The sequence below is a fragment of the Streptomyces sp. NRRL WC-3626 genome (assembly GCF_000718785.1).
GTDB classification, from domain to species: domain Bacteria; phylum Actinomycetota; class Actinomycetes; order Streptomycetales; family Streptomycetaceae; genus Streptomyces; species Streptomyces edwardsiae.
In genome coordinates this window covers 111,564-137,960 of sequence record NZ_JOCA01000021.1, presented here as the reverse complement: position 1 = coordinate 137,960, position 26,397 = coordinate 111,564, and the positions used below count along the sequence as shown (strand labels likewise).

The following is a 26,397-nucleotide window of genomic DNA, read 5'->3' as shown; positions in this document are numbered from 1 at the left end:
GCCGATGGGCGACCGCCAGAAACCCCAACCACCCGAAACAGCAGACCGCGCACGCCAGGACCCCGCCCACGGACCCCCCACCCGCCAGCGCGGCCTTGACCGCCAGCACGGCCACCACCGTCCCCGACAACGTCGTACGCCGCCAGGCCAGCCGAGTCCGCTCGGGCTGCAGCCCCGGGTCCCGCTCCACCACCCCTCGCGGCAGCGCCCCGCTCACCCCTCCCACCCCACCAGCACGACCACGACCATCACACCCGCCACCACCGCCACCACGAGACTCAGCAGAGCCGGAAACCGCGACACCGGCAGATCCTCCCCCCGCCGCATCGCCCGCTCGCACCGCACCCAGTGGTTGACCGCCCGCAACGCGCACAACGCGCCCGCCGCCAGCAGCGCCAGCGCCAGCCCGACCCGCCACCCCCACCGCAGCTCCGGCAGGAACTGGTCCACGGCGAACCCGCCCCCGATCAGCGCGAGCGCGGTACGCAGCCACGCGAGGAACGTCCGCTCGTTCGCCAGGGAGAACCGGTAGTCGGGCGTGTCGCCCTCCCGGCGCACCTCGTCGGGCGCGAACCACAACCGGACGTTCCGCACAAAGTCGATCACCCCGCGACCCTACCGGGACCACCCCGGCACCACCCCGGCGGCCAGGAACCGACCCCGGCTCGGCCCGGGAGCGAACCCCGGCTCAGCCCTCCGCCGCCCGCCCCGCGCGGTACGCCTTGAACCGCTCGTACGCGGCCAACCCGTCCGGAGTCCACTCCCACTCCCCGAGCCGCCGCTCCAGCTCCGCCTCGGACAGAAAGTCCCACCACTCGACCTCCTCGGCCTGCGGCCGCACGGACCCGTCGCACCGCACCTCGTACACCGCCGACCACCAACTCCGGCCGCCCTCCCCGTCGTACCGGAACGTGAAGGCGTACTCGGGGCGCGGCAGCCCGCTCACCCCCAGCTCCTCCTCCGCCTCCCGCAGCGCGGCCTCGTCGTAGCTCTCGCCGGCCCCGACGACACCGCCGACGAACATGTCGTACAGGGAGGGAAAGACCAGCTTCGTCGGCGTACGGCGATGGACGAAGATCCGTCCCCCGGCATCCCGCGCGAGCACGAAGGCGCAGCGGTGGCGCAGTCCGCGCTCGTAAGCCTCCCCGCGCGGGGACCGCCCGACGACCCGGTCGTTCTCGTCGACGATGTCGATGATCTCTTCGGCACTCATGCATCCCATCCAACCAGCGGACGCCCCTCGGCCCCGCTGTCACAAGTAGCCCGTTCGTGATCGCAGTTGACGCGTGTAATACCGAGGGTGCCCTTGACGTGATCCGTTGGCTGACGGTTTGCTGTGAGTGATCAGCTCATGGCGTTCGGCAGCCGACCACTGCCACCACCGACCACCGGCCGTGAGCGGACGACCACAAGAAGAGCGCGTGAGGAAGTTCCGCGGTGCCCCCACCCCCGCCTCCCCTCGGCCGTGCCCGCAGAAGGGCGGCACAGGCCTTCGACGAGGCCTTGGACGATGCCGAACTCATCGCCGCGCGGACCGCGTTGGCGCAGGGCCGGTGGCAGAGCACCCGTTCACTGCTGGTCCGCACGGGGGAGGACTGGGACCGCAGGGGCCACCGGATCACGGTGCTGGCGGGGGAGCCGTACTGCGCCGCCTGGACCCGTGAGTGGCTGCTCGCCGAACCCGACTCCGCCGACGCGTCGGTGCTGCTCGCCCTGGCCCAGGTGCGGCGCGCGCTGCGCGGCAAGGAGAAACCGGCCCGCGCCCGCGAGGCCTGCATCGAAGCGGCGGAGCCGGTGCCGGCCGACCCCACCCCCTGGCTCGGACTGCTCCTGCTGGAGAGCGCCCAGGGCGCCGAGGGCGATGTGATCCGGCTCTTCGAGCAGGTGCGCACCCGGTACGCCGATCACCACCACGCCCACCACCTCGTGGTCGCCTGGCTCGCGGAGCGCCGCGTGGAGGCGGGCCCCGACCCGCTGCACGAGGTGTACGACTTCGCCAACTGGGCCGCCGAACAGGCGCCCGCCGACTCCCCGCTGGCCATCCTCCCGGTCATCGCGCACGCCGAGCGCTACCGCACCCTGGCCGCCGCCGGGCACGAACCCGCCGACCCGGTCGCCTCCGGCCACTGGGTCGGCCGCCGGGCCCGGCAGGTGATGAAGGCCGCCTTCGACTGGTGGCTGGAGTGGGAGCACGAAGGCCACCCGCGCCGCCTGGTCGACCTCAACTTCCTCGCCCACGCCAAGGTCTGCGAGGGCCGCGGCGCCGAGGCCGCCGCCCTCTTCCACCGCATCGGGGACCACGCCACCCCCGACCCCTGGTCCTACCCCGCCCGTGACGCCCTGACCGCCTTCCGCACCGCCCGTGCCACAGCCCTGGGCACGGCCTGACCCCGGCTCCCCCCAACCCTCCACGTCCCTGTACGCCGACAACCGCAACCGACCAAGGACGGCCGTTCGATGACGACTGACAGTTCGAGCACGAGCAGAGCCACAGCCGACGGGATCAGCACCTTCAAGGGCCAGGAGCGCGCCCTGCGCGCCGACCGCCTCGGCACGGGGGGCCTGCTGCTCTCCGTCCTCGCCGCGACCGCCCCCCTCATGGTGGTCGCCGGTGTCATGCCCACCACATTCGCGGTGATGGGCATCGTCGGCCAGCCGCTCCTCTTCGTCGCCCTCGGCGTCGTACTGGTCCTGTTCAGCCTCGGCTACGCCGAGATGAGCCGGCACGTCCACAACGCCGGCGCCTTCTACGCCTACATCTCCCGGGGCCTCGGCGGCACCGCCGGAGCGGGCGCCGCCATGGTCGCCCTCGTCGCCTACAACTCCCTCCAGGTCGGCATCTACGGCATCTTCGGCTTCGAGGTCTCCGGTCTCTTCGCCACCTACGCCGACCTCGAGGTCGCCTGGTGGATTCCGGCGCTCGTGGCCGTGCTCGCCGTCGGCGCGCTGGGCTGGCTCAAGATCGACGTCAACGCGCGCGTGCTGGGCGTGCTGCTGGTCATCGAGGTGCTGCTGGTCGTCGTCTTCGACATCGCCGCCGTCGCCGACCCCGGCAAGGAGGGCCTGTCACTGCACGCCTTCAACCCGGACACGCTCACCGGCGCCGGCGTCGGCACCGCCCTGTGCTTCTGCATCGCCGCCTTCCTCGGCTTCGAACAGGCCCCCGTCTACGCCGAGGAGACCAGCAGGCCGCACGAGGTCGTCCCCCGCGTGATGTTCCTCGCGGTCACCGGCGTCGCCGTCTTCTTCGCCTTCAGCAGCTGGGCCCTCACCATCGCCACCGGCCCCTCCGGGATCATCGGCGCCTCCCAGGAGCAGAGCGCGGGACTGCTGTTCTTCCTCACCGAGGACCGCCTCGGCTCCACCTTCACCGACGTGCTGCACATCCTCTTCGTGACCGGCATGTTCGCGGCCATGCTCAGCTTCCACAACGTCGTCGCCCGGTACGCCTTCGCCATGGGCCGCGAGAGCCTGCTGCCCGCCGCCTTCGGCCGCACCACCGGCACCAGTGGCGCCCCCGGCACCGGCTCGCTGCTGCAGACCGGCATCGCCGCCGCGCTGGTCCTCGCCTTCGCCCTCACCGACGACAAGCCCACCGGCGACCCGACCGCGCCCGTGCTGCACCTGTTCACCTGGGGCGGCAACATCGGCGCGCTCGGCGTGATCGTGCTGATGGCGATCGCGTCCCTGTCCGTCGTCGTCTTCTTCGTCCGGCGCGGCGCCGCCGGCGCGCAGAGCTGGCGGCTGGTCACCTCCGCGCTCGCCGGCCTCGCCCTGGTCGTCATCGCCGGCTACACGGTCAAGGACTTCGACGTCCTGGTCGGCGCGGGCCCCGGCTCCGCCCTGCCCTGGCTGCTCCCCGGCATCATCGGGCTCGCCCTCGCCGTCGGCCTCGTCCAGGGCGCCGTCCTGCGCTCCCGCGACCCCGGCAAGCACGCCCGTATCGGGCTCGGCAACGAGGCGTTCCAGCTGGAGAAGGAGGCCGAGCGCACCTCGTAGCGGCGGCTTACGAAAGTCTGACGGGCGCCCCGCGATCCCTGGCCCCACGGGGACGCGGGTGCTCGAATGGAGGAGTGAACCCCGAACAGCCCCCGCAGGCCCCGGACGACGACGGCAGGGACACACGGGGCACACCCGTCGGCCGCCGCGTCTTCCTCGGCACCCTCGCACTGGGTGCCCTCGGCGTGGCCGCCGCGCCCACCCTGCAGCGCGGCCTGGAGTCCTTCCTCGCCGGAGCCTCCGACAAGGACCCCACCGGCCTGACCGGACTCCTGCCCAACGGCGGCGGCTTCCGCTACTACTCGGTCACCTCGTCCGTCCCGAAGAAGAACGCGGACACGTACCGCCTGACGGTCGACGGCCTCGTCGACCGCCCCACCACCTACACCCTGGCCGCACTGAAGGCCCTCCCGCAGACCCGCATGGTGCAGGACGTCCAGTGCGTCACCGGGTGGCGGGTACCGGACACGCCGTTCGAGGGGGTGCGTCTGTCCCGGCTCCTCGACGCCGCGGGAGTGCGCTCCTCGGCCGGCGCGGTCCGCTTCACCTGCTTCGACGGCGCCTACTCGGAGAGCCTCACCCTGGACCAGGCCCGCCGCGCGGACGTCCTGGTCGCCCTGCGCATGCGGGACGAGGACATCGGCCACGCCCACGGCGGCCCCGCCCGTCTCTACGTGGCCCCCATGTACTTCTACAAATCCGCCAAATGGCTTTCCGGCATCACCGTCACCGAGGACGTCGAACCCGGCTACTGGGAGGAGCGCGGCTACGACATCGACGCCTGGGTCGGCCGCTCGAACGGACGCGACGATGAGCCCACGAGCTGACACCCTGCCCGCCGCCACCGCCGTACGCCGCTTCGGCCGCGCGCAACGCGGGGTGCACCGCGCCACCGCCGTACTGATGGGCGTCTGCGTCTTCACCGCGGCCTGCCTCTACGTCCCCCAGCTCGCCCAGCTGGTCGGCCGCCGCGCTCTCGTCGTCACCCTCCACCAGTGGTCCGGGCTCGCCCTGCCCGTCCCGGTCCTCCTGGGTCTGGCCTCCCGTGCCTTCCGCTCCGACCTCGGCCGTCTGAACCGCTTCGGCCCGCACGACCGGACCTGGCTGCGGGCCGCCCTGCGCCGCGACAAGCGGCCCTCGTCCCGCCCCGCCGGCAAGTTCAACGCCGGGCAGAAGGTCTACGCGGCCTGGATCGCGGGTGCCACGCTGGTGATGCTCGGTACCGGGCTGATGATGTGGTTCACCCACCTCACCCCGCTGGTGTGGCGCACCAGCGCGACCTTCGTCCACGACTGGCTGGCGCTGACCGTCGGCATCGTCCTCGCCGGGCACATCGGCATGGCCCTGGCGGACCCCGAGGCCCGGCGCGGCATGCGCACGGGCTCCGTCGACCGCGACTGGGCGGAGCGTGAGCACCCGCTGTGGCGACCCTGAAACGACGTACGGCCCACCCGCCCCTCGAAGAGGAACGGATGGGCCGTACGCGTACGGTCTCCGTCTAGATGATCAGCGACAGCAGCAGCACCAGGGCACCGGCGACCACCGAGATGATCGTCTCCATGATCGACCAGGTCTTGATCGTCTGTCCGACGCTCAGCCCGAAGTACTCCTTCACCAGCCAGAACCCGGCGTCGTTGACATGGCTGAAGAACAGCGAACCCGCACCGATCGCCAGCACCAGCAGGGCGGCGTGCGTGGTCGACATGTCGGCCGCCAGCGGCGCCACCAGACCGGCCGCCGAGACGGTCGCCACCGTCGCCGAACCGGTCGCCAGCCGGATCGCCACCGCGATCAGCCAGGCCAGCAGCAGCGCCGGGATCGACCAGTCCTCGGAGATCTCCAGGATCATCCGACCCACACCGGTGTCGATCAGCGTCTGCTTGAAGCCGCCGCCCGCACCGACGATCAGCAGGATGCCCGCGATCGGCGCGAGCCCCTTCTCGACCAGCTGCTGCATCCGCTCCTTGCTGAACCCGGCGGGCATGCCGAGGGTGAAGAATCCGACCAGCACCGCCGCGAGCAGCGCGATCAGCGGGGAGCCGATCACGTCGAACACGCGCTGCACGCTGTTCTCGGGGTCGTCGATGACGATGTCGACCAGCGCCTTGGCGAGCATCAGCACGACCGGCAGCAGGATCGTGGCCAGCGTCGGGCCGAAACCGGGACGCTTCTCCAGGTCCTCGGACGGCCGCTGCGGAATCATCCGCTCGGGCGCCGGTACGTCCACCCGGCGGGCCGCGTACTTCGAGAACAGCGGACCGGCGATGACGACCGTCGGAATCGCGATCAGCACACCCAGCGCCAGCGTCACACCGAGGTTGGCGCCGACGGCGTCGATCGCGACCAGCGGACCGGGGTGCGGCGGAACCAGACCGTGCATCACGGACAGACCGGCGAGCGCCGGGATGCCGATGCGCATCAGGGAGTAGTTGCCGCGCTTGGCGACCATCAGCACCACGGGGATCAGCAGCACCACGCCGACCTCGAAGAACAGCGGCAGACCGATCACCGAGGCGATCAGCACCATCGCCCACGGCATGGTGCGGCCCTTCGCCCTCGCGAGGATCGTGTCGACGATCTGGTCGGCGCCGCCGGAGTCGGCGAGCATCTTGCCGAGGATCGCGCCGAGCGCGATCAGCACGCCCACGCCGGCGACGGTGGAGCCGAGGCCGGTACTGAAGCTGACGATGACCTTGTCGAGCGGCGCGCCGGCGAACGCGCCGAGCGCGAGCGAGCCGATGGTCAGCGCCAGGAAGGCGTGCAGCTTGAACTTGGTGATGAGCAGGACGATGACGGCGATGCCCAGGAGCACGGCTATGCCCAGCTGGGCGTGGCCGGCCGAGGTGATCGGCTCGGGTACGTCCGCCGCCAGCATCTCAACGCTGAGTCTGGTCACGGTGGTTCCCTTGTTCTACGGGGGTCGGGGAGATGACCGGGGACGTGGGGGCGCCCCGGAGACTGCGGGGTCCGGTCAGGGACCTACGGGGTCGGCTCGGAGAGGGCGTCCAGGGCGGCGGCCGCCCGTTCGCCGATCTCCTCGGGGCTTCCCGCCACGTCCACGGCGACCCCGGCCTCGTCCCGCTCCAGCGGCTGGAGCGTGGCGAACTGGGAGTCGAGCAGTGCCGTGGGCATGAAGTGGCCCTGCCGGTGCGACATCCGGTCCTCGATGAGCGCGCGGTCACCGGTGAGGTGCACGAAGACCACGCCGGGCGCGGCGGCCCGCAGCCGGTCGCGGTACGACCGCTTCAGCGCCGAGCAGCTGACCACCCCGCCGAGCCCGGCCCGGCCGTGCGCCCAGTCGCCTATGGCGTCCAGCCAGGGCCACCGGTCGTCGTCGGTGAGCGGGGTGCCGGCCGACATCTTGGCGATGTTGGCCGGCGGGTGGAAGTCGTCGCCCTCGGCGTACGGGACGCCGTACCGGGCCGCGAGCAGGGGACCGATGGTGGTCTTGCCCGTGCCCGCGACGCCCATGACCACGACGACATGGGGGGTGTTCATCGCTGCCTCACTGTCTGCTGTCTTCGTCGACACGTGATGTCGACGCAACTGAAGCTCATTAGGTACGACGAATTCAAGACTCTGTGACATATAAGTCTGACTTTTTATTCCCGTGACCCGCCCCGTACTCTGAGTGCATGAGCACCACGGGCCGGGGGCTGCACGGCCGCGTACTGGACACCCTCGGCCCCGAGATCACCGCCGGCGACTACCCGCCCGGCAGTGTCCTGCGTACCGACGAGCTCGCCCAGCGCTTCGACGTCTCGCGGTCCGTGATGCGCGAGGTCGTCCGCGTCCTGGAGTCCATGCACCTGGTCCAGTCCCGCCGCCGCGTCGGCGTGACGGTCCTGCCGACCTGCGAGTGGAACGTGTACGACCCGCAGGTCATCCGCTGGCGCCTGGCCGGCGCGGACCGCCCCCGCCAGCTGCGCTCGCTGACGGTGCTGCGCTCGGCGATCGAACCCGTCGCGGCCGGCCTCGCCGCCCGCCACGCCACCCCGGAGCAGTGCGCCGAGCTCACCGAGTGCGCGCTCGGCATGGTCGCCAACGCCAGCGGTCACCGGCTGGAGGGCTACCTCTTCCACGACGTGGCCTTCCACCGCGTCATCCTGACCGCCTCCGGCAACGAGATGTTCGCCCGGCTCGGCGACGTCGTCGCCGAGGTGCTGTCCGGCCGCACCCACCACGCCGTGATGTTCGAGGACCCCGACCCCGCCGCCGTCACCCTCCACGTCCAGCTCGCGGAGGCGGTCCGCGAACGCGACGCGGCCCGCGCGGAGAAGCTGACCCGCGAGATCACCGAGGGCGCCCTCCAGGAACTGGACATCCTGGCGCCCTGACGGACGCTTCCCGCAACGTCAGCCCAGCAGCGCGAGCAGCCGGCCCACCGCCTCCGCCGCGGGCCGGCCGACCTCGCCGACGGTGGCCGCGATCTGCGCGAGGGACGCCAGGACGATGCCGCGCTCGCGCAGGGCGTCCCGGTCGGGAACGAGCTCGGGCAGCGCCTCCCCGACGGTCCGGTCCTGGTCCGGGGCGAGATGCGGGCGCAGGTCCCGCAGGAGGTCGGTGAGATCCCCGACGGCGGCGCGGAGCTCCATGTCCCCGGCCGTACCGGCGTAGTTGATGCCGATGTTCTCGCGGCCGCCGTTCATGTTGACCACGGGCCCGTAGTAGTTCGATTCCCCGCTCACAGTTTGAACCCCGTGTTCTCCCGGCCGCCGGTCATGTTGACGACGGGTCCGTAGTTGTGCGTGTGTCGGCTGGTGAACTGCTGCACGATGGCGGTGAACTCGGCCGCCGGATTGTCGATCGCGTCCACGATCCGCCCGGCGATCGCCCGCAGCTCCTCCACGGTCGGCAAGGTCACGATCACGCGGGAGCCGCTGTTCATCTCCACGACGAGCACCGGCTTCTTCGAGGAGAACAACTCGATGAAGGTGACGACCAGTCCGATCACGAGGACGACGACCGCGGGACCGCCGCCGTCCCCGAGGCGCGCCTCGCCCTCGCTGACGTAGTAGATCGCGGCGTAGACGAGGAAGGCGCCGAACAGCCACTTCAGGATGCGGAGGAAGGCCGCGCCCCAGTCGGGCTTGAGTCTGAAGGCGTCGACCCAGGCGATGTTGTGCAGTGGGACGGCGGCCGTCCCCACCCACAGGATGCGGCGGCTGACCCGGAGGACCAGAGGGCCCCCCTTGGGAGGAGCCGGCGGTGGCGGGGGAGGCTGGGGCGGCGGTGCGCCGATGTTTCCCGTGTAGTTCATGGCCGCCCCCCGACTCGCCGTCACCCGGTCCCGCACCCGCGTATCGCGCGGGAGCACCATTAAGCGCCTGACGGGGGTGGTGAGGCAGACGAGAAACGGCCAATCTGCCCCGCGATGGCCGGTACGCGACCGGTCAGTCGAGGAACTCCCCGTCGACGTACACCCAGGCCCCGTCGACCCGCTCGAACCGGCTGCGCTCGTGCAGCGAGCCGCCCCGGTAGGACGCCCGGAACGTCACCGTCCCGGCGGCGTGGAAGGCCGACCCGTCGCCCGTCTCCAGGATCTCCAGCCCGGTCCACCGCATCCGGGGATCGAGCTCGAGCCGCTCCGGCCGCGTCCGCGGATGCCAGGTCCGCAGCAGGTAGGCGACCTCCCCCCGAACGAACGCGCAGTACCGCGACCGCATCAGCCGCTCGGCGGTGGGCGCGGCGGCGGCCCCCGAGTGGAACCGCCCACAGCAGGCCTCGTACGCCTCGGGGAGCCCGCAGGGGCAGGAACGCGTGGTCAAAGGTCACCCTCCGCGACAACGCCCGAGGGCCGCGACCTCGCGGTCGCGGCCCTCGCGCTTCATGTGTCCGAGGGGGGACTTGAACCCCCACGCCCGATAAAGGGCACTAGCACCTCAAGCTAGCGCGTCTGCCATTCCGCCACCCGGACAAGGTGTCTGTCGCGCGGGATTTCCCCCGTGGCGACGACGTAAACATTACCAGGTGTTCCGGGGCGGCCGATCACCCCCGCCCGGCCGCGCCGAGGTGTGAACGGCGGACGACGGGCGGGGCCGGGTCTTGGGGCCCGCCCGCGGGGGAGGGAGGATGGGGGGACGACGACCCACCAGCGGGAACACCACCAGCGGGAACACCAGCAGCGGGAGGCAGCACGTGAGCGGGACCGACACGGCCAGGAGCGTCACCGGTGAGGACGAGGTCGTGGACCTCTGCCGCGAGCTGATCCGGATCGACACCAGCAACTACGGCGACCACTCGGGTCCCGGCGAGCGCAAGGCGGCCGAATACGTCGCCGAGAAGCTCGCCGAGGTGGGCCTGGAACCGCAGATCTTCGAGTCGCACCCGGGGCGCGCCTCCACGGTGGCCCGGATCGAGGGCGAGGACCCGTCCCGGCCCGCGCTGCTCATCCACGGCCACACCGACGTCGTACCGGCCAACGCGGACGACTGGACCCACCACCCCTTCTCCGGCGAGATCGCCGACGGCTGCGTCTGGGGGCGCGGCGCCGTCGACATGAAGGACATGGACGCGATGACCCTCGCGGTCGTCCGCGACCGGATGCGCAGCGGACGCAAGCCCCCGCGCGACGTCGTCCTCGCCTTCCTCGCGGACGAGGAGGCCGGCGGCACGTACGGCGCCCGGCACCTGGTCGACAGGCACCCGCACCTCTTCGAGGGCGTCACCGAGGCGATCAGTGAGGTGGGCGGCTTCTCGTTCACCGTCAGCGAGCAGCGCCGGCTGTATCTGATCCAGACGGCCGAGAAGGGCATGCACTGGATGAAGCTGACCGTGGCCGGGACCGCCGGGCACGGTTCGATGATCCACCGCGACAACGCCATCACCGAGCTGTCGGAGGCCGTCGCCCGCCTCGGCCGCCACGAGTTTCCCGTCCGCGTCACGAAGACCACCCGGGCCTTCCTCGACGAACTGGGCGACGCCCTCGGCACCGAGCTCGACCCGGAGAACATGGAGGGCACCCTCGCCCGGCTCGGCGGCATCGCCAAGCTCATCGGCGCGACGCTCAGCAACACCGCCAACCCCACCCAGCTGGGCGCCGGCTACAAGGTCAACGTCATCCCGGGTGAGGCGACCGCGCACGTGGACGGCCGCTTCCTGCCCGGACACGAGGAGGAGTTCCTCGCCGACCTGGACCGGATCCTCGGCCCGAACGTTCGGCGAGAGGACGTCCACTCCGACAAGGCCGTCGAGACCACGTTCGACGGCGCCCTCGTGGACGCGATGCAGTCCGCGCTGGTGGCCGAGGACCCGGCCGCCAAGGCCGTCCCGTACATGCTCTCCGGCGGCACGGACGCCAAGTCCTTCGACGACCTCGGCATCCGGGGCTTCGGCTTCGCCCCGCTGAAGCTGCCCCCGGAGCTGGATTTCGCGGGCATGTTCCACGGGGTCGACGAGCGGGTGCCGGTGGACGGTCTGAAGTTCGGCGTACGGGTGCTCGACCGGTTCCTCGACGCGTCCTGACCCTGGTGCCGCAAGGGATCAACAATCGTGCAGACGTACGGAGTTGACCGGTAAGAGTGAATGCGACGATAAGCTCGTAGCCTCATTACTCCCTCCTCGTTACCCGTGATGTGATCCGCGACTTTGGATCGCTTTGCCAACTAGGAGGAACAATGCTCAAGAAGGTCGTCGCCGTCGCCGCTGCCACCGGTGGTCTGGTTCTCGCGGGTGCGGGTCTGGCCGCCGCCGACTCCGGTGCCCAGGGTGCCGCGGTGCACTCCCCGGGTGTCCTTTCCGGCAACGTCGTGCAGGTCCCGGTTCACGTCCCCGTGAACGTCTGCGGCAACACGATCTCCGTCATCGGCCTGCTGAACCCCGCCTTCGGCAACGTCTGCATCAACAAGTGACGTTGTGCCTCGCCCTCTAGGGCACGCCCGCTGAGGGCTTGAGCCCGTCGGCCCCGGAGCGCGCGCCATGCGCTCCGGGGCCGACCGGTCTCACCGAACGTCGGAACACGGGGAATGCGGCGCAGCGCCCATTCCCGGCACCAGGTCGAAGGCAGGGATTTCAGCAATGCGACAGGTCACCCGCAAGGGCCTGATGACGATGGCGGCCGCCACGGGCGTGCTCGCCGCCGCCGGCGGGGCCGCTCACGCCGACTCCGGCGCGACGGGCCACGCCTCCGGCTCGCCCGGCGTCCTCTCCGGGAACACCGTGCAGGTGCCAGTGCACGTGCCGCTCAACGTCTGCGGCAACACCGTCAACGTCGTGGGCCTCCTCAACCCGGCCGTGGGGAACTCCTGCGCCAACCGGGGAGGCTCCTCCGCGGGCGGTTACGGCGACTCCGGCGGCCACGGTGGCGCGCACGCCGGCGGACACGCCACCGGCTCTCCCGGTGTGGCGTCCGGCAACCATGTCCAGGCACCGGTCCACATCCCGGTGAACGTCTGCGGCAACAGCGTCGACGTCGTCGGCGTGGGCAACGGCACGGCGGGCAACGCCTGTGCGAACGGCGGCTCGGGGCACCCTGGTGACCCGGGTGAGCCCGGCGATCCGGGTGACCCGGGGCAGCCCGGCGACCCCGGCGACCCGGGTGACCCCGGTGATCCGGGTGACCCGGGCAATCCCGGTAACCCTGGCGACCCCGGTAACCCTGGTGACCCCGGTGACCCGGGCAACCCTGGCGACCCCGGCAGCCCCGGACAGCCGGGCACCCCGGACCGCCCCTCCACCGGCGACGAGCCGGGCGGCACCCAGCCCCTGCCCGACACCCAGCTCGCGCAGACCGGCAGCGAGCTGCCGATGGGCCTCGTCCTGCCCGTCGGCGCGGGCGCGCTGCTCGCCGGCGCGGTCCTCTACCGCAAGGCACGGGCCGCCGCGTGACACCCCACATAGGGAGCGGACCCCGCGCTCGCGGGGTCCGCTCCCTATGTGATTCCGGTCGGGTGTCCCAGCCAGGGCCCGGACAGGCCCTGGATCACCAGGTGGCTCGCACCTGGCGGATGATCCGCCTCCGCAGCCGCACCCTGCGACTGCCGTCACGCATCAGCGTCAAGCGGTACAACTCCCAGTGACCGTACTCGGCATGGTCCGTCAGCAGGCGTGCCGTCTCCTTGCGGGAGACCCCGCGCGGTACGTACACGTCGGCAAATTCGTATTCCGGCATCGCATCTATTGTGCGGGCCGGGCCCCGGTACGGATAGCGTCTGCACTATGTCTGATGCTGCGCAGTCCACCGCTGCCGAGGTACGCGCCGCCGCCGAGGCGGTCAAGACCGCGCTCGACCGCCACCTGGCCGCGGTCGAACGCCGGTCGGGGGAGGACGACCCGGCCGTCTACGAGGCGTTCAACCAGCTGGCCGCGGCCGCGGAGACGTACGACGAACTGCTCTACGACCGCTACGACGAGGTCACCCCCTTCGAGATCCCCGGCGCCGAGGACGCGCCGCCGTACACCGGTCCCGAGGAACCGGCGGCGGTCAGCGTGCTGATCCGCCGCGACTACGCCGTCGTGGAACCCCAGCGGCTGCGCGCCCACGCCCAGCGCATCGAGGCGGCGGACGACGACGAGAGCACGGAGGCGTCCGGGACCGTCCACGGCGCCCTCGGTCTGCTGTTCGGCGAGTTCGAGCCGGACGAGATCGCCTCCCGGCACAAGGAGTTCGGGCTGGAGGAGGGCGACTCCACGCTCTGGGTCGCGGCATCGGACGAACCCGCCGAACCCGGCGAGTGGCTGGAGTCGCCGTTCGAGCAGGTGGACCCGCAGCAGGTGGTGTGCCGCTTCGACGTCAGCGCGGTGTTCGACGACGACGACCTCGAGGACGACATCGAGGACGAACTGGACCCGAGCCTGGACGAGGACGAGGACCTGGACCCCCTCGACGCCAACCACCGCTGACCCCGACGGGCACCCGCGCGCAAGGTGGCGTGGCCCCGCCACCGCACGGTGGCGGCACGACCCGGTGCCGCCACCCGCGAACGACGCCGCGGCTCAGGCCTCCGCCACCGGCGGCACCTGCGGGGCCAGCAGGAACGGCAGTCGCGTGGTGCGCGGCTTCGCCGTCACCTCGGCCACGGCGCGCGGCAGTGCCTGTTCCACACCGTGCACCACGGACAGATGCCGGTCCGCCCGGCTGAACGCCGTATAGACCCACGGCCGGCTCAGGACCTGCGCGGCGTCACCGGGGAGCACCACGACCACCGCGGGCCACCGGCAGCCCACCGCCTGGTGCGCGGTCAGCGCCCAGCCGTGCCGCACGGCCGACTCCACCCGCTCCCGCGGTACGACGATCTCCTCGCCCCCGCACTCCAGGTGCAGCCCCTCGGCGTCGGCCGAGGCCACGCGGCCCGGCAGCGTACGCCCGGGAGCGGGGGAGTAGGCGATCCGGTCACCCGGATCGAACCCGCCGAAGCGCCCCGGTCCCGGATTCAGCCGCTCCTTCAGCGCGGCGTTCAACGCCCGGGTGCCCACGGCGCCCCCGTGCCCCGGCGTGATCACCTGTGTCTCCTCGACCGGCACACCGATGGCGCGCGGCACCGAGTCCACCACCAGCTGCACGGCCCGGTGCACGGCCTCTCCCGCGTCCCGCACCGGCACGATCACGACCTCCTTGCCGGGCGCCGCCACCTGGTTCAGCTCGCCGACGCCGATCCCGGACACCAGCTCGCCCAGCGGCCCGGGATCCGGGCGCCGCGAGGCGATCTGCGGGCAGACCCGCGCCGCCAGCAGATCGGCGAACACCCGCCCCGCCCCCACCGACCACAGCACGCCCGGATCACCGGCCAGCACCAGCCGCGCCCCGTCCGGCAGCGACTCCGTCAGCAGCGCGGCGGTCTCGACGTCCAGCTGCGGGGCGTCGAGCACCACCAGCAGATCGACGTCCAGCGCCCCGTCGGCGTCCCGCCCGGGCCCCTCGGCACCGGACAGCAGCCCCGCCACGGTGACGACGCCGGTGCCCTCGCCGCCCACGAGGGCCGCGAACCGCGCACGCCCGACCGGGCCGTGGGCCACGGCCCACACCCGCAGCCCCACACCCCGCGCGGCGGCCACCAGCGCCGCCGGTTCGGCGAGCGAGGCCTCCCCGCCGGTGTGCAGCACCAGCCCGTGCCCCGCGACGGCCCGGATCAGCTCCCCGGCCGGACCCTCCGCCGAGGTGGCCGCCCGCTCCCACTCCGCGCCCCGCTCGGTCACGGAGTTGATCAGCCGCCCGAGCCCGTCGGCCAGACTCTCCTCGGCCAGCGCGTACCGCTCCAGGCCCACCAGCACCCGAACCGGCCGCTCCTCGTCCTCCTCGTCGTCCCCGGCTTCGCCGACGACGTCCTGGAAAACGAGGACGTCACCCTCGGAGATGGCGTTCTGCACGGCCATCTCGGCCTCCGGCACTCCCTGCCGCTCCAGCGCGACGACCAGTGCGGCCGTCTCCAGCGCGGTGTGCCCGGCGAGCGCGGCCTGCTCCAGCAGCCACACGGTGACCGCCCGCCCCCGCCGCTCGTCGTCCGGCCCGGCCCCGGCACCGAGCAGCGCCCGGGCGAACCCGTCCGCCTGCTCCGGCCGCACCCCGGGGACCCGCAGCAACTGCCAGGGATCCGCGCGCAGCACATCGGCGCCGACCTCGGCCGCCTGTACGGCGATGCCCTCCGGCGCACCCCCCTGGACGAGAACCTCGCGCACCTCCTCGACGGCTCCCGCGGCGGGCGCCACCGGCCCGGGAGCCACCGCCGGAGCCCGCCGTGCGGGTTCGGGCGCGGGCCTCCGCGGTGCCGGCGCGGCCTCCTCGAACACGGTCGCGGCCGGCTTCTCACCGCTCTCCACGGCCCTGACGGCGGCCAGGAGATCGGCGGCCGTGCCGCTCAGCTTGGCCCCGGCCTCGATCGGCTCCTGCCGCTCCGCCCTGCGCCGCTCGATCCGCTCCCGCTCCAGGCGCTGCGCGGCCAGCTCGGCCTCGGCCTCGGACACCTGCGCGCCCTCGGCGGGCGTCCCCGGCTTCTCGGCGTCCTCCGCGGTCTCGGGCGGCTCCGTGCTCACAGCGTGCTCCAGTCGTGATCGGGATAGCGGTGCACGGGCGCCGACACATCGTCGAGCGCCCGGCAGATCTCGTCAGGAAGACTAAGGGCCTCCACTGACAACGCCGCCGTGAGCTGCTGCGCGTGGCGCGCGCCGACGATGGGGGCGGCCACCCCGGGCCGGTCACGGACCCAGGCGAGGGCCACCTGCAGCGCGGTCACGGCGAGGCCGTCCGCGGCGGTGGTCACGGCGTCGACGATCCGGCCGGCCGTGTCGTCGAGATACGGCGCGACGAAGGGGGCGAGATGCTCCGAGGCGCCGCGGGAGTCCCGCGGCGCGGAGTCGTTGCGGTACTTGCCCGTGAGCACGCCCCGGCCGAGCGGTGAGGACGGCAGCAGGCCGATGCCGAGATCGAGGGCGGCGGGCAGGACCTCGCGCTCCACGCCCCGCTGGAGCAGCGAGTACTCCATCTGTGTGCTCGCCAGCCGGGTGCGCGCGCCGGGCGCGGCGAGCTGCCAGGTCGCTGCCTTGGCGAGCTGCCAGCCGCAGAAGTTGGAGACACCGGCGTAGCGCACGCGGCCGCTGCCGACGGCGACGTCGAGCGCCTCGAGGGTCTCGTCGAGCGGGGTGGCGGGGTCGTAGGCGTGGACGTGCCACACGTCGACGTGGTCGGTGCCGAGGCGGGCGAGGGAGGCGTCGAGGGCGGAGAGCAGATGGCCGCGCGAACCGTCGAACCGGCGGTCCGGGTCGGGCACGCTGCCGGCCTTCGTCGAGATGACGAGGTCCCGGCGGGGTACGAGGCCGTCCATCAGCCTGCCGAGCAGATACTCGGACTCGCCGTCGCCGTACACATCGGCGGTGTCGACGAGGTTTCCGCCCGCTTCCCAGAACGTCTTCAAGAGGTCCGCGGCGTCGTGCTCGTCGGTGTCCCGGCCCCAGGTCAGGGTCCCGAGCCCGATCCGGGACACACGCAGGCCGGTACGGCCGAGATGCCTCTGCTCCATGAACGCCGAGATTACTGGGCGGAGCGTTGGGTGTGGCGGCCTGTGGACAACGGATTTGCCCGGGGCCGCGGAGGCGAGCCGGGGGCGCGCGCGGACCGGCGCTCGCGGGGTGCCGTCGCGTCCGTCCTCCCCACGGGGAGGTACCCCTCTCGCCCCGGGGGCACCTCGCATGCCGTCACGGCACCGGGGAGGCACGGGAGGTACCCACCCACCACGCCACGGGAGGTATATGGTCTCCGCAAAGCGACGTTACTCATCGGTAAGGGGAGACGGTCATGCAGCTAGGGATCAACCTCGGCTACTGGGGTGCCGGAATGGACGCGGACAACCTCGCCGTGGCCCAGGAAGCCGACCGCCTCGGATACGCCGTCTGCTGGGCGGCGGAGGCGTACGGCTCCGACGCCGCCACCGTACTCACCTGGGTCGCCGCCCAGACCAGCCGTATCGACGTCGGCTCGGCGATCTTCCAGATCCCCGCCCGCCAGCCCGCGATGACCGCGATGACGGCGGCGACCCTCGACTCCCTCTCCCAGGGCCGCTTCCGCCTGGGCCTCGGCGTCTCCGGCCCCCAGGTCTCCGAGGGCTGGTACGGCGTCAAGTTCGACAAGCCGCTCGCCCGCACACGCGAGTACGTCGAGATCATCCGCAAGGCGATGACCCGGGAACGCCTCTCCTACGACGGCGACCACTGGACGCTCCCCCTCCCCGGCGGCCCCGGCAAGCCCATCAAGCTCACCGTGCACCCCCAGCGCGAGCACATCCCCCTCTACATCGCCGCCATCGGCCCGAAGAACCTCGAACAGACCGGCGAGATCGCCGACGGCGCCCTGCTGATCTTCCCCTCCGCCGACCACCTCGAGGACACGGCCGTCAAACACCTCCGCGCGGGCCGCGAAAAGGCAGGCAAGACCCTCGACGGCTTCGACATCTGCCCCACCGTCCCCCTCGCCGTAGGCGACGACAAGGACGTGAGCACGCTCGCCGACACCTTCCGCCCGTACACCGCGCTGTACGTCGGCGGCATGGGCAGCCGCAAGCAGAACTTCTACAACCAGCTGGCACAGCGCATGGGCTACGAGCGCGAGGCCGCCGAGATCCAGGACAAGTACCTGGCCGGCGACAAGCAGGGCGCGGCCGCCGCCGTACCGCACGACCTGATCGACAGGACCACCCTGGTCGGCTCCGTCGACCGCATCGCCGACCGGATGAAGGCGTACGCCGCTGCCGGGGTCACCACTCTCACCCTCGCCCCGGCCGGTTTCACGCTCGACGAGCGCCTCGCCTCGCTCCGCGCCGGCACCGAGGCCCTGGAACGCGCGGGCCTGGCGTAAGTCACCGCGGCCGTGGTGGGGGTTCGGGGCCCACCCCGCCACGGCCGTCCCCCGCGGCAACGCCCCGCGTCCCACCCGGTTACGCCCGCGCGACCCCCACCCCGTACTCCGTTCGGCGGAGTTACCCGCCGCACCTGTTGCCGCCCCGCGCCCCACGCACTTGACTCGTTCTTTGCAGAGTCCGCGTGGAGAGGCGGCCCACCATGCTTTCGGCCAAGACGCTGTTCCAGGAGATCGTCGACAACGACGACTCCTTCGCACTCTTCTGCTCCATCGCCGCGAGCGGAGAGTCCCAGGGCGGCTGGGAGAACGCCCGCATCGCCGCGCTGGTGCCCGAGACCCAGCGCGACCTCGCCCCCAAGATCACCAGGCACGGCGCCGACGAGGACAAGCACGGCCGCATCTTCAACGCCCTGATGAAGAAGCGCGGCCTCGAGCCCGTCCCGGTTCCCCGGGACACCGACTACACGATGCTCCTGGAGAGCAACGGCATCGGCCTCGCCCACGACAAGCTCAAGCGCGACGAGCCGCTCACGGTCCAGGACATCGTCACCTACCTCGCCCACAGCAGGGTCACCGAACAGCGCGCCTCCGAGCAGATGACCATGCTCCGCAAGCACTTCGCCGACCACCCGGACCTCGGCCGCGCGGTCAGGATGATCTCCGACGACGAGGACAACCACCTCGCCTACTGCCACGAGGAACTGCTGCGCTTCGCGTACGCCGGACACGGCCGCGCGATCCAGCGCACCCTGCGCGAGTGCGCGCTCGCGGAGATCCGTGTGTACCGGGACGTCAGCCTGGCGGTGATGGCCCACATGGGCCGCATCCTCGGCTGGTCCGGACCCAAGGCGGCCGTCCTCGCGGCCGGCATCCACGCGGTGTACGCGTACGAACGCGCGGGCGGCTGGCGCCGCATGGTGTCGCTCAGGACGCCGGAACGCCGTGACGCGCTGGGGGGCCCGGCGAGCCCGGAACCCGAAGCGGCCTGAGAGGGCGGGCCGCCCCCGGCCCCACGCCCGTCCGCTACATCCACCCCCGCCGCTTGAACAGCCGGAACAGCAGCACCTCCAGCGCGACCATCGCCACGATCACCACCGGATACGACCACTCCCAGTGCAGCTCCGGCATGTGCTCGAAGTTCATCCCGTAGATCCCCGCGAGCATCGTCGGGATCGCCGCCATGGCCGCCCACGCGGAGATCTTCCGCATGTCGTCGTTCTGCCGCACGCTCATCTGCGCGAGATGCGCCGAGAGGATGTCGGAGACCAGCCGGTCCAGCCCCTCCACGGACTCGTTCACCCGCGTCAGATGGTCGTGCACATCACGGAAGAAGGGCCGCGCCCTGTCCTCCACGAACGGCACCCCGGCCCCGTACGAGCCCACACCCGCCAGCCGTGCCATCGGCGGCGCCAGCGGCCCGGTCGCCCGCCGGAACTCCAGGATCTGCCGCTTGAAGTTGTAGATGCGGGAGGCGGTGTGCCGGGAGCCGCCCCCGTCGGGGGTGAAGACCTCGGCCTCCAGTTCCTCCAGGTCGGTTCCCAGCTCGGTCGCCACGTCCAGATAGTGGTCGACGACGGCGTCGGCGACCGCGTACAGCACCGACGTCGGCCCCTCACCGAGCAGTTCGGGCTCCCGTTCGAGCCGCTGCCGTACGGCGGCGAGCGGCGCGCCCTCGCCGTGCCGCACCGTCACCGCGAAGGAGTCACCGAGGAAGATCATGACCTCGCCGGAGGAGACGGTGTCGCTCCGCGGCTCGTACTCGACCGGCTTGAGGACCACGAACAGCGAGTCGTCGTACACCTCCAGCTTGGGCCGCTGATGGGCCTTGAGGGCGTCCTCGACGGCCAGCGGATGCAGTCCGAACTCCTGCGCGACCAGGTCGAACTCGCCGGCCGTCGGCTCGTGCAGCCCGATCCAGACGAATCCCCCCGCCGCCCGCGCCTCGTCCAGCGCGTCGGAGAAGTCCCGGGGCCCCTCCGACCGGTGCCCCTCCCGGTAGATGGCACAGTCGACGATCACGAACCGCACTCCCCTTCTCTTCGGCGGACACGACACACACGCGTGCGCCTACCCTGGGCCGCATGCCCACATTGCTCCTGGTCCGGCACGGACGTTCCACCGCCAACACCGAGGGACTGCTCGCCGGGTGGACACCCGGTGTCGCCCTCGACGACCGCGGCGCCGCCCAGGCCGCCGCCCTGCCCGGACGGCTCGCCGCGCTGCCGCTGGCCGAGATCGTCACCAGCCCGCTCCAGCGCTGCCAGGAAACGATTCAGCCGCTGCTGGACGAACGCCCCGGCCTCACCCCGCACACCGACGACCGCGTCGGCGAGTGCCACTACGGCGACTGGTCGGGCCGCAAACTCGCCGAGCTCAAGGACGAGCCCCTGATGGAGGTCGTACAGGCGCACCCGTCGGCGGCGGCCTTCCCCGGCGGGGAGTCCATGCGCGCGATGCAGACACGCGCCGCCGAGGCGGTACGCGAGTGGAACGCGCGCGTGGAGCGCGATCACGGCGCCGACGCCGTGTACCTCATGTGCTCGCACGGCGACATCATCAAGTCTCTCGTCGCGGACGCACTCGGACTTCATCTCGACCTCTTCCAGCGGATCGCCGTTGAACCGTGTTCCATCACCGCGATCCGTTACACCCGGTTGCGGCCCTTTCTCGTCCGCCTCGGCGACACCGGCGACCTCGCGTCCCTGGCGCCGCGCGAGGAGCCGCCGGCCGGCGACGCCACGGTCGGAGGCGACGCGGGCGCACCGTGATCGTCGGGCGCAGTAGGGTGAAGCGGTCGCCGCAGTGCGGCCCGTTCACACGGCCGCCCGTACCCCCACGACTCTCAATGGAGACAGGACGTGTCCCGTCAGGTGTTCCTCTACGACCAACCGGAACGTTTCGTGGCCGGCACGGTCGGCCTGCCAGGGCGCCGTACGTTCTTCCTCCAGGCCTCCGCCGGCTCCCGGGTGACCAGCGTGGCCCTGGAGAAGACCCAGGTCGCCGCCCTTGCCGAGCGCATGGACGAACTGCTCGACGAGGTCGTGCGCCGCAGCGGCGGCAGCGCCTCGGTGCCGGCGATGGCGCCGGCCGAGATCACCGACTCCGCCCCGCTGGACACCCCCGTGGAGGAGGAGTTCCGCGTCGGCACGATGGCGCTCGCCTGGGACGGTGAGGAGCAGCGCATGATCGTCGAGGCGCAGGCCCTCGTCGAGCTGGACGCCGACACGGACGAGGACCTCGCGGAGGCCGAGGAGCGGCTGCTCCAGGACGAGGAGAACGGGCCCCCGATGCTCCGCGTCCGGCTCACCGGCACGCAGGCCCGGGCCTTCGCCAAGCGCGCCCTCGACGTCGTCAACGCCGGGCGGCCGCCGTGCCCGCTGTGCAGTCTCCCGCTCGACCCGGAAGGACACGTATGTCCGCGCCAGAACGGATACCGCCGCGGAGCGTGAAGGCCGCCGACCCGGCCGCGGCCGTGCTGCTCGCCGAGGGCGAGCTGACCGTGCGCGGACGCATCCGTGAGGCGTCGAACGCGGCGCTGTACTGCACCGTGACGTACGACGGCCGCGAGGCCGCGTGCGTCTACAAGCCGGTCGCGGGGGAGCGGCCCCTGTGGGACTTCCCCGACGGCACGCTCGCCGGGCGCGAGGTCGCGGCGTACGAGGTCTCCCGGGCGACCGGCTGGGGCCTCGTCCCGCCCACCGTGCTCCGCGACGGCCCGTACGGCGAGGGCATGTGCCAGCTGTGGATCGAGACGGCGCCGGGCGCGGAACTCCTCGCCCTGGTGGACGGCGAGGAGCCGGAGCCCGGCTGGAAGGCGATCGGTTTCGCCGAGGTCGGCGAGGGCCGTACCGCGCTGCTCGTGCACGCCGACGACGAGCGGCTGCGCCGGCTCGCCGTCCTCGACGCGGTGATCAACAACGCCGACCGCAAGGGCGGCCATCTGCTGCCCACCGCGGAGGGCCCGCTGTACGGCATCGACCACGGCGTCACCTTCAACGCCGAGGACAAACTCCGCACCCTGCTGTGGGGCTGGGCGGGCGAGCCCCTGACGGCCGAGGCCCTGAACGTCCTGGAGGCCCTCAGCGCGGCCCTCACCCCCGCCGGCCCCCTCACCACCGCCCTGACCCCCCACATCACCCCCACGGAGATCGCGGCCACCCGCACCCGCGTCGAAACCCTCCTCACCACCGCCGTCCACCCGCAGCCGGGCGGCGACTGGCCGGCCATCCCCTGGCCCCCGGTCTGAACAGACCCACCCCCTGCCGGAACCCGGCGGCCCACCCGAGAACACCGGCAACCGGTCCGGGACGGGCAGCCGGCCCCTGCCCGACCGGCATCCGACCGGCGACGCACCGCACCCCGCCCGGGACGGGAACAACAGCCTGCCCGAGCCGAGACCGGCGCCGGCAGCCTGCCCCGGACCGGACCGGACCGGCACAGGTCCGGGGCCGGACGGCCACGTGACGGGCGCCGCGCGCGCAGCGACGGCATACCCGCCCCGGGGGCGGAGTCGATAGCTTGTCCGGGGCCGGACCGGCGTCGTGTCGCCGGGAGCGTTGGGCCGGCGTCAGGCCCGGGACAGGGCCGGCATCCGGCCCGGGGTAGCACCGGCAGCCCGATGGGACGGGGACGGCAGCCCGGCCCGGACGTGAGCGACGGCATGCCGGAGGGCGTCGCGCAAGAGGGCCTTCCCGGTCATCCGGCCCGCTCCCGTTCGTTTTCCGAACCGCGGTCCGGTTAGGCTCATGACATGCATGCCTGGCCCGCTTCCGAGGTCCCCGCCCTGCCTGGTCAGGGCCGCGACCTGAGGATCCACGACACCGCGACCGGCGGCCTGATCACCTCCGCTCCCGGTCCCGTCGCCCGTATCTACGTCTGCGGCATCACCCCCTACGACGCCACCCACATCGGACACGCGGCGACCTACAACGCGTTCGATCTGGTGCAGCGTGTGTGGCTCGACACCAAGCGGCAGGTTCACTACGTCCAGAACGTCACCGACGTCGACGACCCGCTGCTGGAGCGGGCCGAGCGGGACGGCGTCGACTGGGCCGAGCTCGCCGAGCGCGAGACCTCGCTGTTCCGTGAGGACATGACGGCGCTGCGGATGCTGCCCCCGCGGGAGTACATAGGCGCCGTGGAGGCGATACCCGGCATCGTCCCGCTCGTCGAACGGCTGCGCGACCTCGGCGCGACCTACGAGCTCGACGGCGACATCTACTTCTCCGTGGAAGCGGACCCGCACTTCGGCAAGGTCTCCAACCTCGACGCCGCCGCGATGCGGCTGCTGTCCGCCGAGCGCGGCGGCGACCCGGAGCGTCCGGGCAAGAAGAACCCCGTCGACCCGATGCTGTGGATGGCCGCCCGCGAGGGCGAGCCGAGCTGGGACGGCGGCTCGCTCGGCCGGGGCCGCCCCGGCTGGCACATCGAGTGCGTGGCCATCGCCCTCGACCACCTCGGCATGGGCTTCGACGTCCAGGGCGGCGGCTCCGACCTGGTCTTCCCGCACCACGAGATGGGCGCCTCGCACGCCCAGGCGCTCACCGGCGAGTTCCCGATGGCCACGGCGTACGTCCATGCCGGCATGGTCGCCCTGCACGGCGAGAAGATGTCCAAGTCCAAGGGGAACCTGGTCTTCGTCTCCCGACTGCGCCGCGACGGCGTGGACCCGGCGGCGATCCGGCTGGCGCTGCTCGCCCACCACTACCGTGCCGACTGGGAGTGGACCGACCAGGTCCTCCAGGACGCGGTGACCCGTCTCGGCCACTGGCGCGCGGCGGTCTCCCGCCCCGACGGCCCGCCCGCCGAGCCGCTGGTCGAGGAGATCCGCGAGGCCCTGGCCAACGACCTGAACGCCCCGGCCGCCCTGGCCGCCGTGGACCGCTGGGCCGTCCTCCAGGAGGAATCCGGCGGCACGGACCCCGGCGCCCCCGGAGTCGTCTCCCGCGCGGTGGACGCCCTGCTCGGCGTGGCCCTGTAACGGCGGCCGCACACCCGGCGCCGCGTCCCGCACGGTGGACACACGACGGACCGCCCCCTTCGGAAGCGGAGCGGTCCGTGTCGCCGTAGCAGCCCGCGACGGCGGGCGGCCCCGCGGCGAGACCGCCGGGCGGCGCCCCGGTATCGCCGCCCCGCGCGGCACCGCAGCCGGCCACGACGGCAAAAAGGGGCGCCCCGTCAGAAACGGGGCGCCCCTTCTCGTTCAGTCCTCCGACGACTCCTCGCCGCCCGTGTCGGAGTCCGCTTCCGGATCCGGCTTCGGGGGACGAGGCGGGCGGGGGCGTCCGGACGGACCCTCGCGCCGGTACGACGTACCGTCCGAGCCATCCGCCGTCGCATGCCCGCCGGGCGGACCCGACGCACCGTCACGGCGCCGCAGATAGCGCTCGAACTCGCGGGCGATCGCCTCGCCCGACGCCTCCGGCAGCTCCGCGGTGTCCCGCGCCTCCTCCAGCGACTGGACGTACTCGGCGACCTCGCTGTCCTCCGCGGCCAGCTGGTCCACGCCCACCTGCCAGGCACGCGCGTCCTCGGGCAGCTCGCCCAGCGGGATCCGTACGTCGATCAGGTCCTCCAGCCGGTTCAGGAGGGCCAGCGTGGCCTTCGGGTTGGGCGGCTGCGAGACGTAGTGCGGCACCGCCGCCCACAGCGACACGGCCGGCACGCCCGCGTGCGCGCACGCCTCCTGGAGGATGCCGACGATGCCCGTGGGACCCTCGTACTTGGTCTCCTCCAGATCCATCCGGCGGGCCAGGTCCGGGTCGGACGTGGTCCCGCTGATCGGGACCGGCCGGGTGTGCGGGGTGTCACCGAGCAGCGCGCCCAGCACGACCACCAGCTCCACGCCGAGTTCGTGCGCGAAACCGAGGATCTCGTTGCAGAACGAACGCCAGCGCATGGACGGTTCGATCCCGCGGACCAGCACCAGGTCACGCGGCTTGTCCCCGCCGACCCGGACCACCGAGAGCCGCGTCGTCGGCCAGGTGACCTTGCGCACCCCGCCGTCCATGAACACCGTGGGACGGTTCACCTGGAAGTCGTAGTAGTCCTCGGCGTCCAGCGCCGCGAACACCTCGCCCTTCCACTCCCGCTCCAGATGCGCGACCGCGGTGGAGGCGGCGTCACCGGCATCGTTCCAGCCCTCGAACGCGGCCACCATGACCGGGTCGATCAGCTCGGGTACCCCCTCGAGCTCGATCACCCAGCGCCTCCTTCCGACGTGCCCTCGCGTACGCCCCAACCTTACGGCGTGCCCAGGGGGCGCCCGCGACCCCCTTCACAAGGGGAGTGCCCCCATCACTGCCCCGCCGGGCACACGGAAACACCCGTCACAGCGTCGACCGCAGCCACTGCTCCACGCTCGCGATGTGCACCGTCGCCCAGGACCTCGCCGCCTCCGCGTCCCGGTCCCGCAGGGCGGCGAGGATGGCCCGGTGCTCGCGCAGGGTGCGCCCGACGGCGTCCTCCTGGGTGAGCCCGCGCCAGATCCGCGCCCGGGTGGTGGGCCCGGACAGACCGTCGAGCAGGGAGCAGAGCACCGAGTTGCCCGAGCCGCGCACGATGGCCCGGTGGAACTCCAGATCGGCGGCCACCAGGTCCTCCAGCGACGGCTCGTCACCCAGCTTGTCCAACTGCTCCGTCAGCTCGTCCAGTTGCTCCTCGCGGAGCCGCCCGGCCGCCAGGGCCGTCGCGGCCGGCTCCAGGATGCGGCGTACGGCGAGGAACTCCAGGACCGTGTCGTCCCGGTGGAAGTCGACGACGAAACTCAGCGCCTCCAGCAGGAGTTGCGGGTCCAGACTGGTGACGTACGTGCCGTCGCCCTGCCGTACGTCCAGGATGCGGATCAGCGACAGGGCACGCACCGCCTCGCGCAGCGAGTTGCGGGACAGCCCCAGCTCGGCCGCGAGCTCACTCTCCTTGGGCAGCCGGGCGCCGGGACGCAGCGCACCCGAGACGATCATCGACTTGATCTTCTCGATCGCCTCGTCGGTCACTGCCATACCGCGCCTCCCTGCGGGCCAGACCTCCGATGTATCCGGCCATTATGTACGGGCCGGGGGCGGCCCCGTCGGCGCGGAGCCGCCCCCGGCGGCGTACACCCGGCTCCCGCGCGG

29 protein-coding genes and 1 tRNA gene are annotated in these 26,397 nt (G+C 72.3%); 15 read left to right on the top strand and 15 right to left on the bottom strand.

Translation table 11 applies throughout. The annotated features are described in order from the left end of the window. The 3 genes from IF28_RS0127505 to IF28_RS0127495 form a co-directional block, all read right to left on the bottom strand. A partial coding sequence (locus tag IF28_RS0127505) for a DUF202 domain-containing protein (RefSeq protein WP_234325353.1) occupies positions 1–217 on the bottom strand: 217 nt, incomplete at its 3' end. Next, complete coding sequence (locus IF28_RS0127500) at positions 214–606, bottom strand: YidH family protein (protein ID WP_030225477.1); 393 nt, start codon at positions 604–606, stop codon at positions 214–216. The genes IF28_RS0127500 and IF28_RS0127505, both read right to left, overlap by 4 nt. Positions 607–688: 82 nt before the next feature. Further along, positions 689–1,213, bottom strand: a complete 525-nt coding sequence (locus tag IF28_RS0127495) for an NUDIX hydrolase (protein ID WP_037894125.1) — start codon at positions 1,211–1,213, stop codon at positions 689–691. 224 nt (positions 1,214–1,437) lie between these two features. On the opposite strand from IF28_RS0127495, the gene IF28_RS0127490 reads away from it, so the two are divergent. From IF28_RS0127490 to IF28_RS0127475, 4 genes are all read left to right on the top strand, one after another. Beyond that, positions 1,438–2,388, top strand: a complete 951-nt coding sequence (locus tag IF28_RS0127490) for a hypothetical protein (protein WP_030225472.1) — start codon at positions 1,438–1,440, stop codon at positions 2,386–2,388. 69 nt (positions 2,389–2,457) lie between these two features. Then, a complete protein-coding gene (locus IF28_RS0127485; RefSeq protein ID WP_030225469.1) occupies positions 2,458–3,999 on the top strand; it encodes an APC family permease in 1,542 nt (513 codons plus the stop codon). A gap of 74 nt (positions 4,000–4,073) precedes the next feature. Beyond that, positions 4,074–4,826, top strand: a complete 753-nt coding sequence (locus IF28_RS0127480) for a molybdopterin-dependent oxidoreductase (RefSeq protein WP_030225467.1) — start codon at positions 4,074–4,076, stop codon at positions 4,824–4,826. Beyond that, a complete protein-coding gene (locus tag IF28_RS0127475; protein WP_030225464.1) occupies positions 4,810–5,433 on the top strand; it encodes a cytochrome b/b6 domain-containing protein in 624 nt (207 codons plus the stop codon). The genes IF28_RS0127480 and IF28_RS0127475 overlap by 17 nt, the downstream gene beginning before the upstream one ends. A 64-nt stretch (positions 5,434–5,497) precedes the next feature. On the opposite strand, the gene IF28_RS0127470 is transcribed toward IF28_RS0127475, so the two are convergent. Both IF28_RS0127470 and IF28_RS0127465 read right to left on the bottom strand, forming a co-directional pair. Beyond that, positions 5,498–6,895, bottom strand: coding sequence for a gluconate:H+ symporter (locus tag IF28_RS0127470; protein ID WP_030225462.1), 1,398 nt, complete (start codon positions 6,893–6,895; stop codon positions 5,498–5,500). 83 nt (positions 6,896–6,978) lie between these two features. Beyond that, complete coding sequence (locus IF28_RS0127465) at positions 6,979–7,497, bottom strand: gluconokinase (protein ID WP_030225459.1); 519 nt, start codon at positions 7,495–7,497, stop codon at positions 6,979–6,981. Positions 7,498–7,634: 137 nt separating this feature from the next. On the opposite strand from IF28_RS0127465, the gene IF28_RS0127460 reads away from it, so the two are divergent. Beyond that, the gene (locus tag IF28_RS0127460; protein WP_030225457.1) at positions 7,635–8,336 is read left to right on the top strand and encodes a FadR/GntR family transcriptional regulator; all 702 of its coding nucleotides are present in this window, start codon (positions 7,635–7,637) and stop codon (positions 8,334–8,336) included. An 18-nt stretch (positions 8,337–8,354) separates the two neighbouring features. Here IF28_RS0127460 and IF28_RS0127455 read toward each other — a convergent pair whose 3' ends face one another. The 4 genes from IF28_RS0127455 to IF28_RS0127440 all read right to left on the bottom strand — a co-directional run bounded on the left by IF28_RS0127455 (position 8,355) and on the right by IF28_RS0127440 (position 9,916). Beyond that, positions 8,355–8,687, bottom strand: coding sequence for a hypothetical protein (locus IF28_RS0127455; RefSeq protein WP_030225454.1), 333 nt, complete (start codon positions 8,685–8,687; stop codon positions 8,355–8,357). Beyond that, positions 8,684–9,259 carry a DUF6232 family protein gene (locus IF28_RS0127450; protein WP_051713901.1) on the bottom strand — a complete coding sequence of 192 codons (576 nt, stop codon included), beginning with the start codon at positions 9,257–9,259 and terminating at the stop codon, positions 8,684–8,686. Before IF28_RS0127450 ends, IF28_RS0127455 begins: the two co-directional genes overlap by 4 nt. Positions 9,260–9,392: 133 nt before the next feature. Next, entirely contained in the window at positions 9,393–9,767 is a 375-nt protein-coding gene (locus IF28_RS0127445) for a YchJ family protein (RefSeq protein WP_030225450.1), read from the bottom strand. Positions 9,768–9,831: 64 nt separating this feature from the next. Further along, positions 9,832–9,916 (bottom strand) — tRNA-Leu (locus IF28_RS0127440). A 221-nt stretch (positions 9,917–10,137) separates the two neighbouring features. On the opposite strand from IF28_RS0127440, the gene IF28_RS0127435 reads away from it, so the two are divergent. From IF28_RS0127435 to IF28_RS40305, 3 genes are all read left to right on the top strand, one after another. Beyond that, complete coding sequence (locus IF28_RS0127435) at positions 10,138–11,463, top strand: M20/M25/M40 family metallo-hydrolase (protein WP_030225448.1); 1,326 nt, start codon at positions 10,138–10,140, stop codon at positions 11,461–11,463. Positions 11,464–11,615: 152 nt separating this feature from the next. Then, positions 11,616–11,849 carry a chaplin ChpH gene (chpH, locus tag IF28_RS0127430; protein ID WP_030225445.1) on the top strand — a complete coding sequence of 78 codons (234 nt, stop codon included), beginning with the start codon at positions 11,616–11,618 and terminating at the stop codon, positions 11,847–11,849. 166 nt (positions 11,850–12,015) lie between these two features. Beyond that, the gene (locus tag IF28_RS40305) at positions 12,016–12,825 is read left to right on the top strand and encodes a chaplin (protein ID WP_030225440.1); all 810 of its coding nucleotides are present in this window, start codon (positions 12,016–12,018) and stop codon (positions 12,823–12,825) included. Between the two features lie 94 nt (positions 12,826–12,919). On the opposite strand, the gene IF28_RS0127420 is transcribed toward IF28_RS40305, so the two are convergent. After that, entirely contained in the window at positions 12,920–13,108 is a 189-nt protein-coding gene (locus IF28_RS0127420) for a DUF5703 family protein (RefSeq protein ID WP_030225438.1), read from the bottom strand. Positions 13,109–13,155: 47 nt separating this feature from the next. Between IF28_RS0127420 and IF28_RS0127415 the strand changes: the two genes are divergently transcribed. Next, the gene (locus IF28_RS0127415) at positions 13,156–13,839 is read left to right on the top strand and encodes a hypothetical protein (protein ID WP_030225434.1); all 684 of its coding nucleotides are present in this window, start codon (positions 13,156–13,158) and stop codon (positions 13,837–13,839) included. Between the two features lie 93 nt (positions 13,840–13,932). Here IF28_RS0127415 and IF28_RS0127410 read toward each other — a convergent pair whose 3' ends face one another. Next, positions 13,933–15,966: an ATP-dependent DNA helicase gene (locus IF28_RS0127410; RefSeq protein WP_037894122.1), complete on the bottom strand. Its 2,034-nt coding sequence runs from the start codon at positions 15,964–15,966 to the stop codon at positions 13,933–13,935. Next, positions 15,963–16,949, bottom strand: a complete 987-nt coding sequence (locus IF28_RS0127405; protein ID WP_030225428.1) for an aldo/keto reductase — start codon at positions 16,947–16,949, stop codon at positions 15,963–15,965. Before IF28_RS0127405 ends, IF28_RS0127410 begins: the two co-directional genes overlap by 4 nt. 275 nt (positions 16,950–17,224) lie before the next feature. On the opposite strand from IF28_RS0127405, the gene IF28_RS0127400 reads away from it, so the two are divergent. Together IF28_RS0127400 and IF28_RS0127395 are read left to right on the top strand one after the other, a co-directional pair. After that, positions 17,225–18,280 (top strand): LLM class F420-dependent oxidoreductase, encoded by a 1,056-nt coding sequence (locus IF28_RS0127400; RefSeq protein WP_030225426.1) that lies wholly within the window; start codon positions 17,225–17,227, stop codon positions 18,278–18,280. Between the two features lie 203 nt (positions 18,281–18,483). Next, the gene (locus tag IF28_RS0127395; RefSeq protein ID WP_030225425.1) at positions 18,484–19,272 is read left to right on the top strand and encodes a ferritin-like domain-containing protein; all 789 of its coding nucleotides are present in this window, start codon (positions 18,484–18,486) and stop codon (positions 19,270–19,272) included. Between the two features lie 34 nt (positions 19,273–19,306). Here the strand turns inward: IF28_RS0127395 and IF28_RS0127390 are convergent, their stop codons facing one another. Then, a complete protein-coding gene (locus tag IF28_RS0127390) occupies positions 19,307–20,302 on the bottom strand; it encodes a magnesium and cobalt transport protein CorA (protein ID WP_030225423.1) in 996 nt (331 codons plus the stop codon). A gap of 62 nt (positions 20,303–20,364) precedes the next feature. Here IF28_RS0127390 and IF28_RS0127385 point away from each other — a divergent pair, with 62 nt between their 5' ends. From IF28_RS0127385 to mshC, 4 genes are all read left to right on the top strand, one after another. Beyond that, the gene (locus IF28_RS0127385) at positions 20,365–21,051 is read left to right on the top strand and encodes a histidine phosphatase family protein (protein WP_030225421.1); all 687 of its coding nucleotides are present in this window, start codon (positions 20,365–20,367) and stop codon (positions 21,049–21,051) included. Positions 21,052–21,141: 90 nt separating this feature from the next. Further along, positions 21,142–21,732, top strand: a complete 591-nt coding sequence (locus IF28_RS0127380) for a DUF3090 domain-containing protein (protein ID WP_030225419.1) — start codon at positions 21,142–21,144, stop codon at positions 21,730–21,732. Next, the gene (locus tag IF28_RS0127375; protein ID WP_051713900.1) at positions 21,696–22,529 is read left to right on the top strand and encodes an SCO1664 family protein; all 834 of its coding nucleotides are present in this window, start codon (positions 21,696–21,698) and stop codon (positions 22,527–22,529) included. Before IF28_RS0127380 ends, IF28_RS0127375 begins: the two co-directional genes overlap by 37 nt. Before the next feature lie 504 nt (positions 22,530–23,033). Next, positions 23,034–24,263, top strand: a complete 1,230-nt coding sequence (gene mshC, locus IF28_RS0127370; RefSeq protein WP_030225414.1) for a cysteine--1-D-myo-inosityl 2-amino-2-deoxy-alpha-D-glucopyranoside ligase — start codon at positions 23,034–23,036, stop codon at positions 24,261–24,263. A 222-nt stretch (positions 24,264–24,485) separates the two neighbouring features. On the opposite strand, the gene IF28_RS0127365 is transcribed toward mshC, so the two are convergent. Together IF28_RS0127365 and IF28_RS0127360 are read right to left on the bottom strand one after the other, a co-directional pair. Next, positions 24,486–25,484, bottom strand: a complete 999-nt coding sequence (locus IF28_RS0127365; RefSeq protein WP_030225412.1) for a PAC2 family protein — start codon at positions 25,482–25,484, stop codon at positions 24,486–24,488. A gap of 127 nt (positions 25,485–25,611) precedes the next feature. Beyond that, positions 25,612–26,283, bottom strand: a complete 672-nt coding sequence (locus tag IF28_RS0127360; protein WP_030225410.1) for a FadR/GntR family transcriptional regulator — start codon at positions 26,281–26,283, stop codon at positions 25,612–25,614. Between the last annotated feature and the right edge of the window lie 114 nt (positions 26,284–26,397).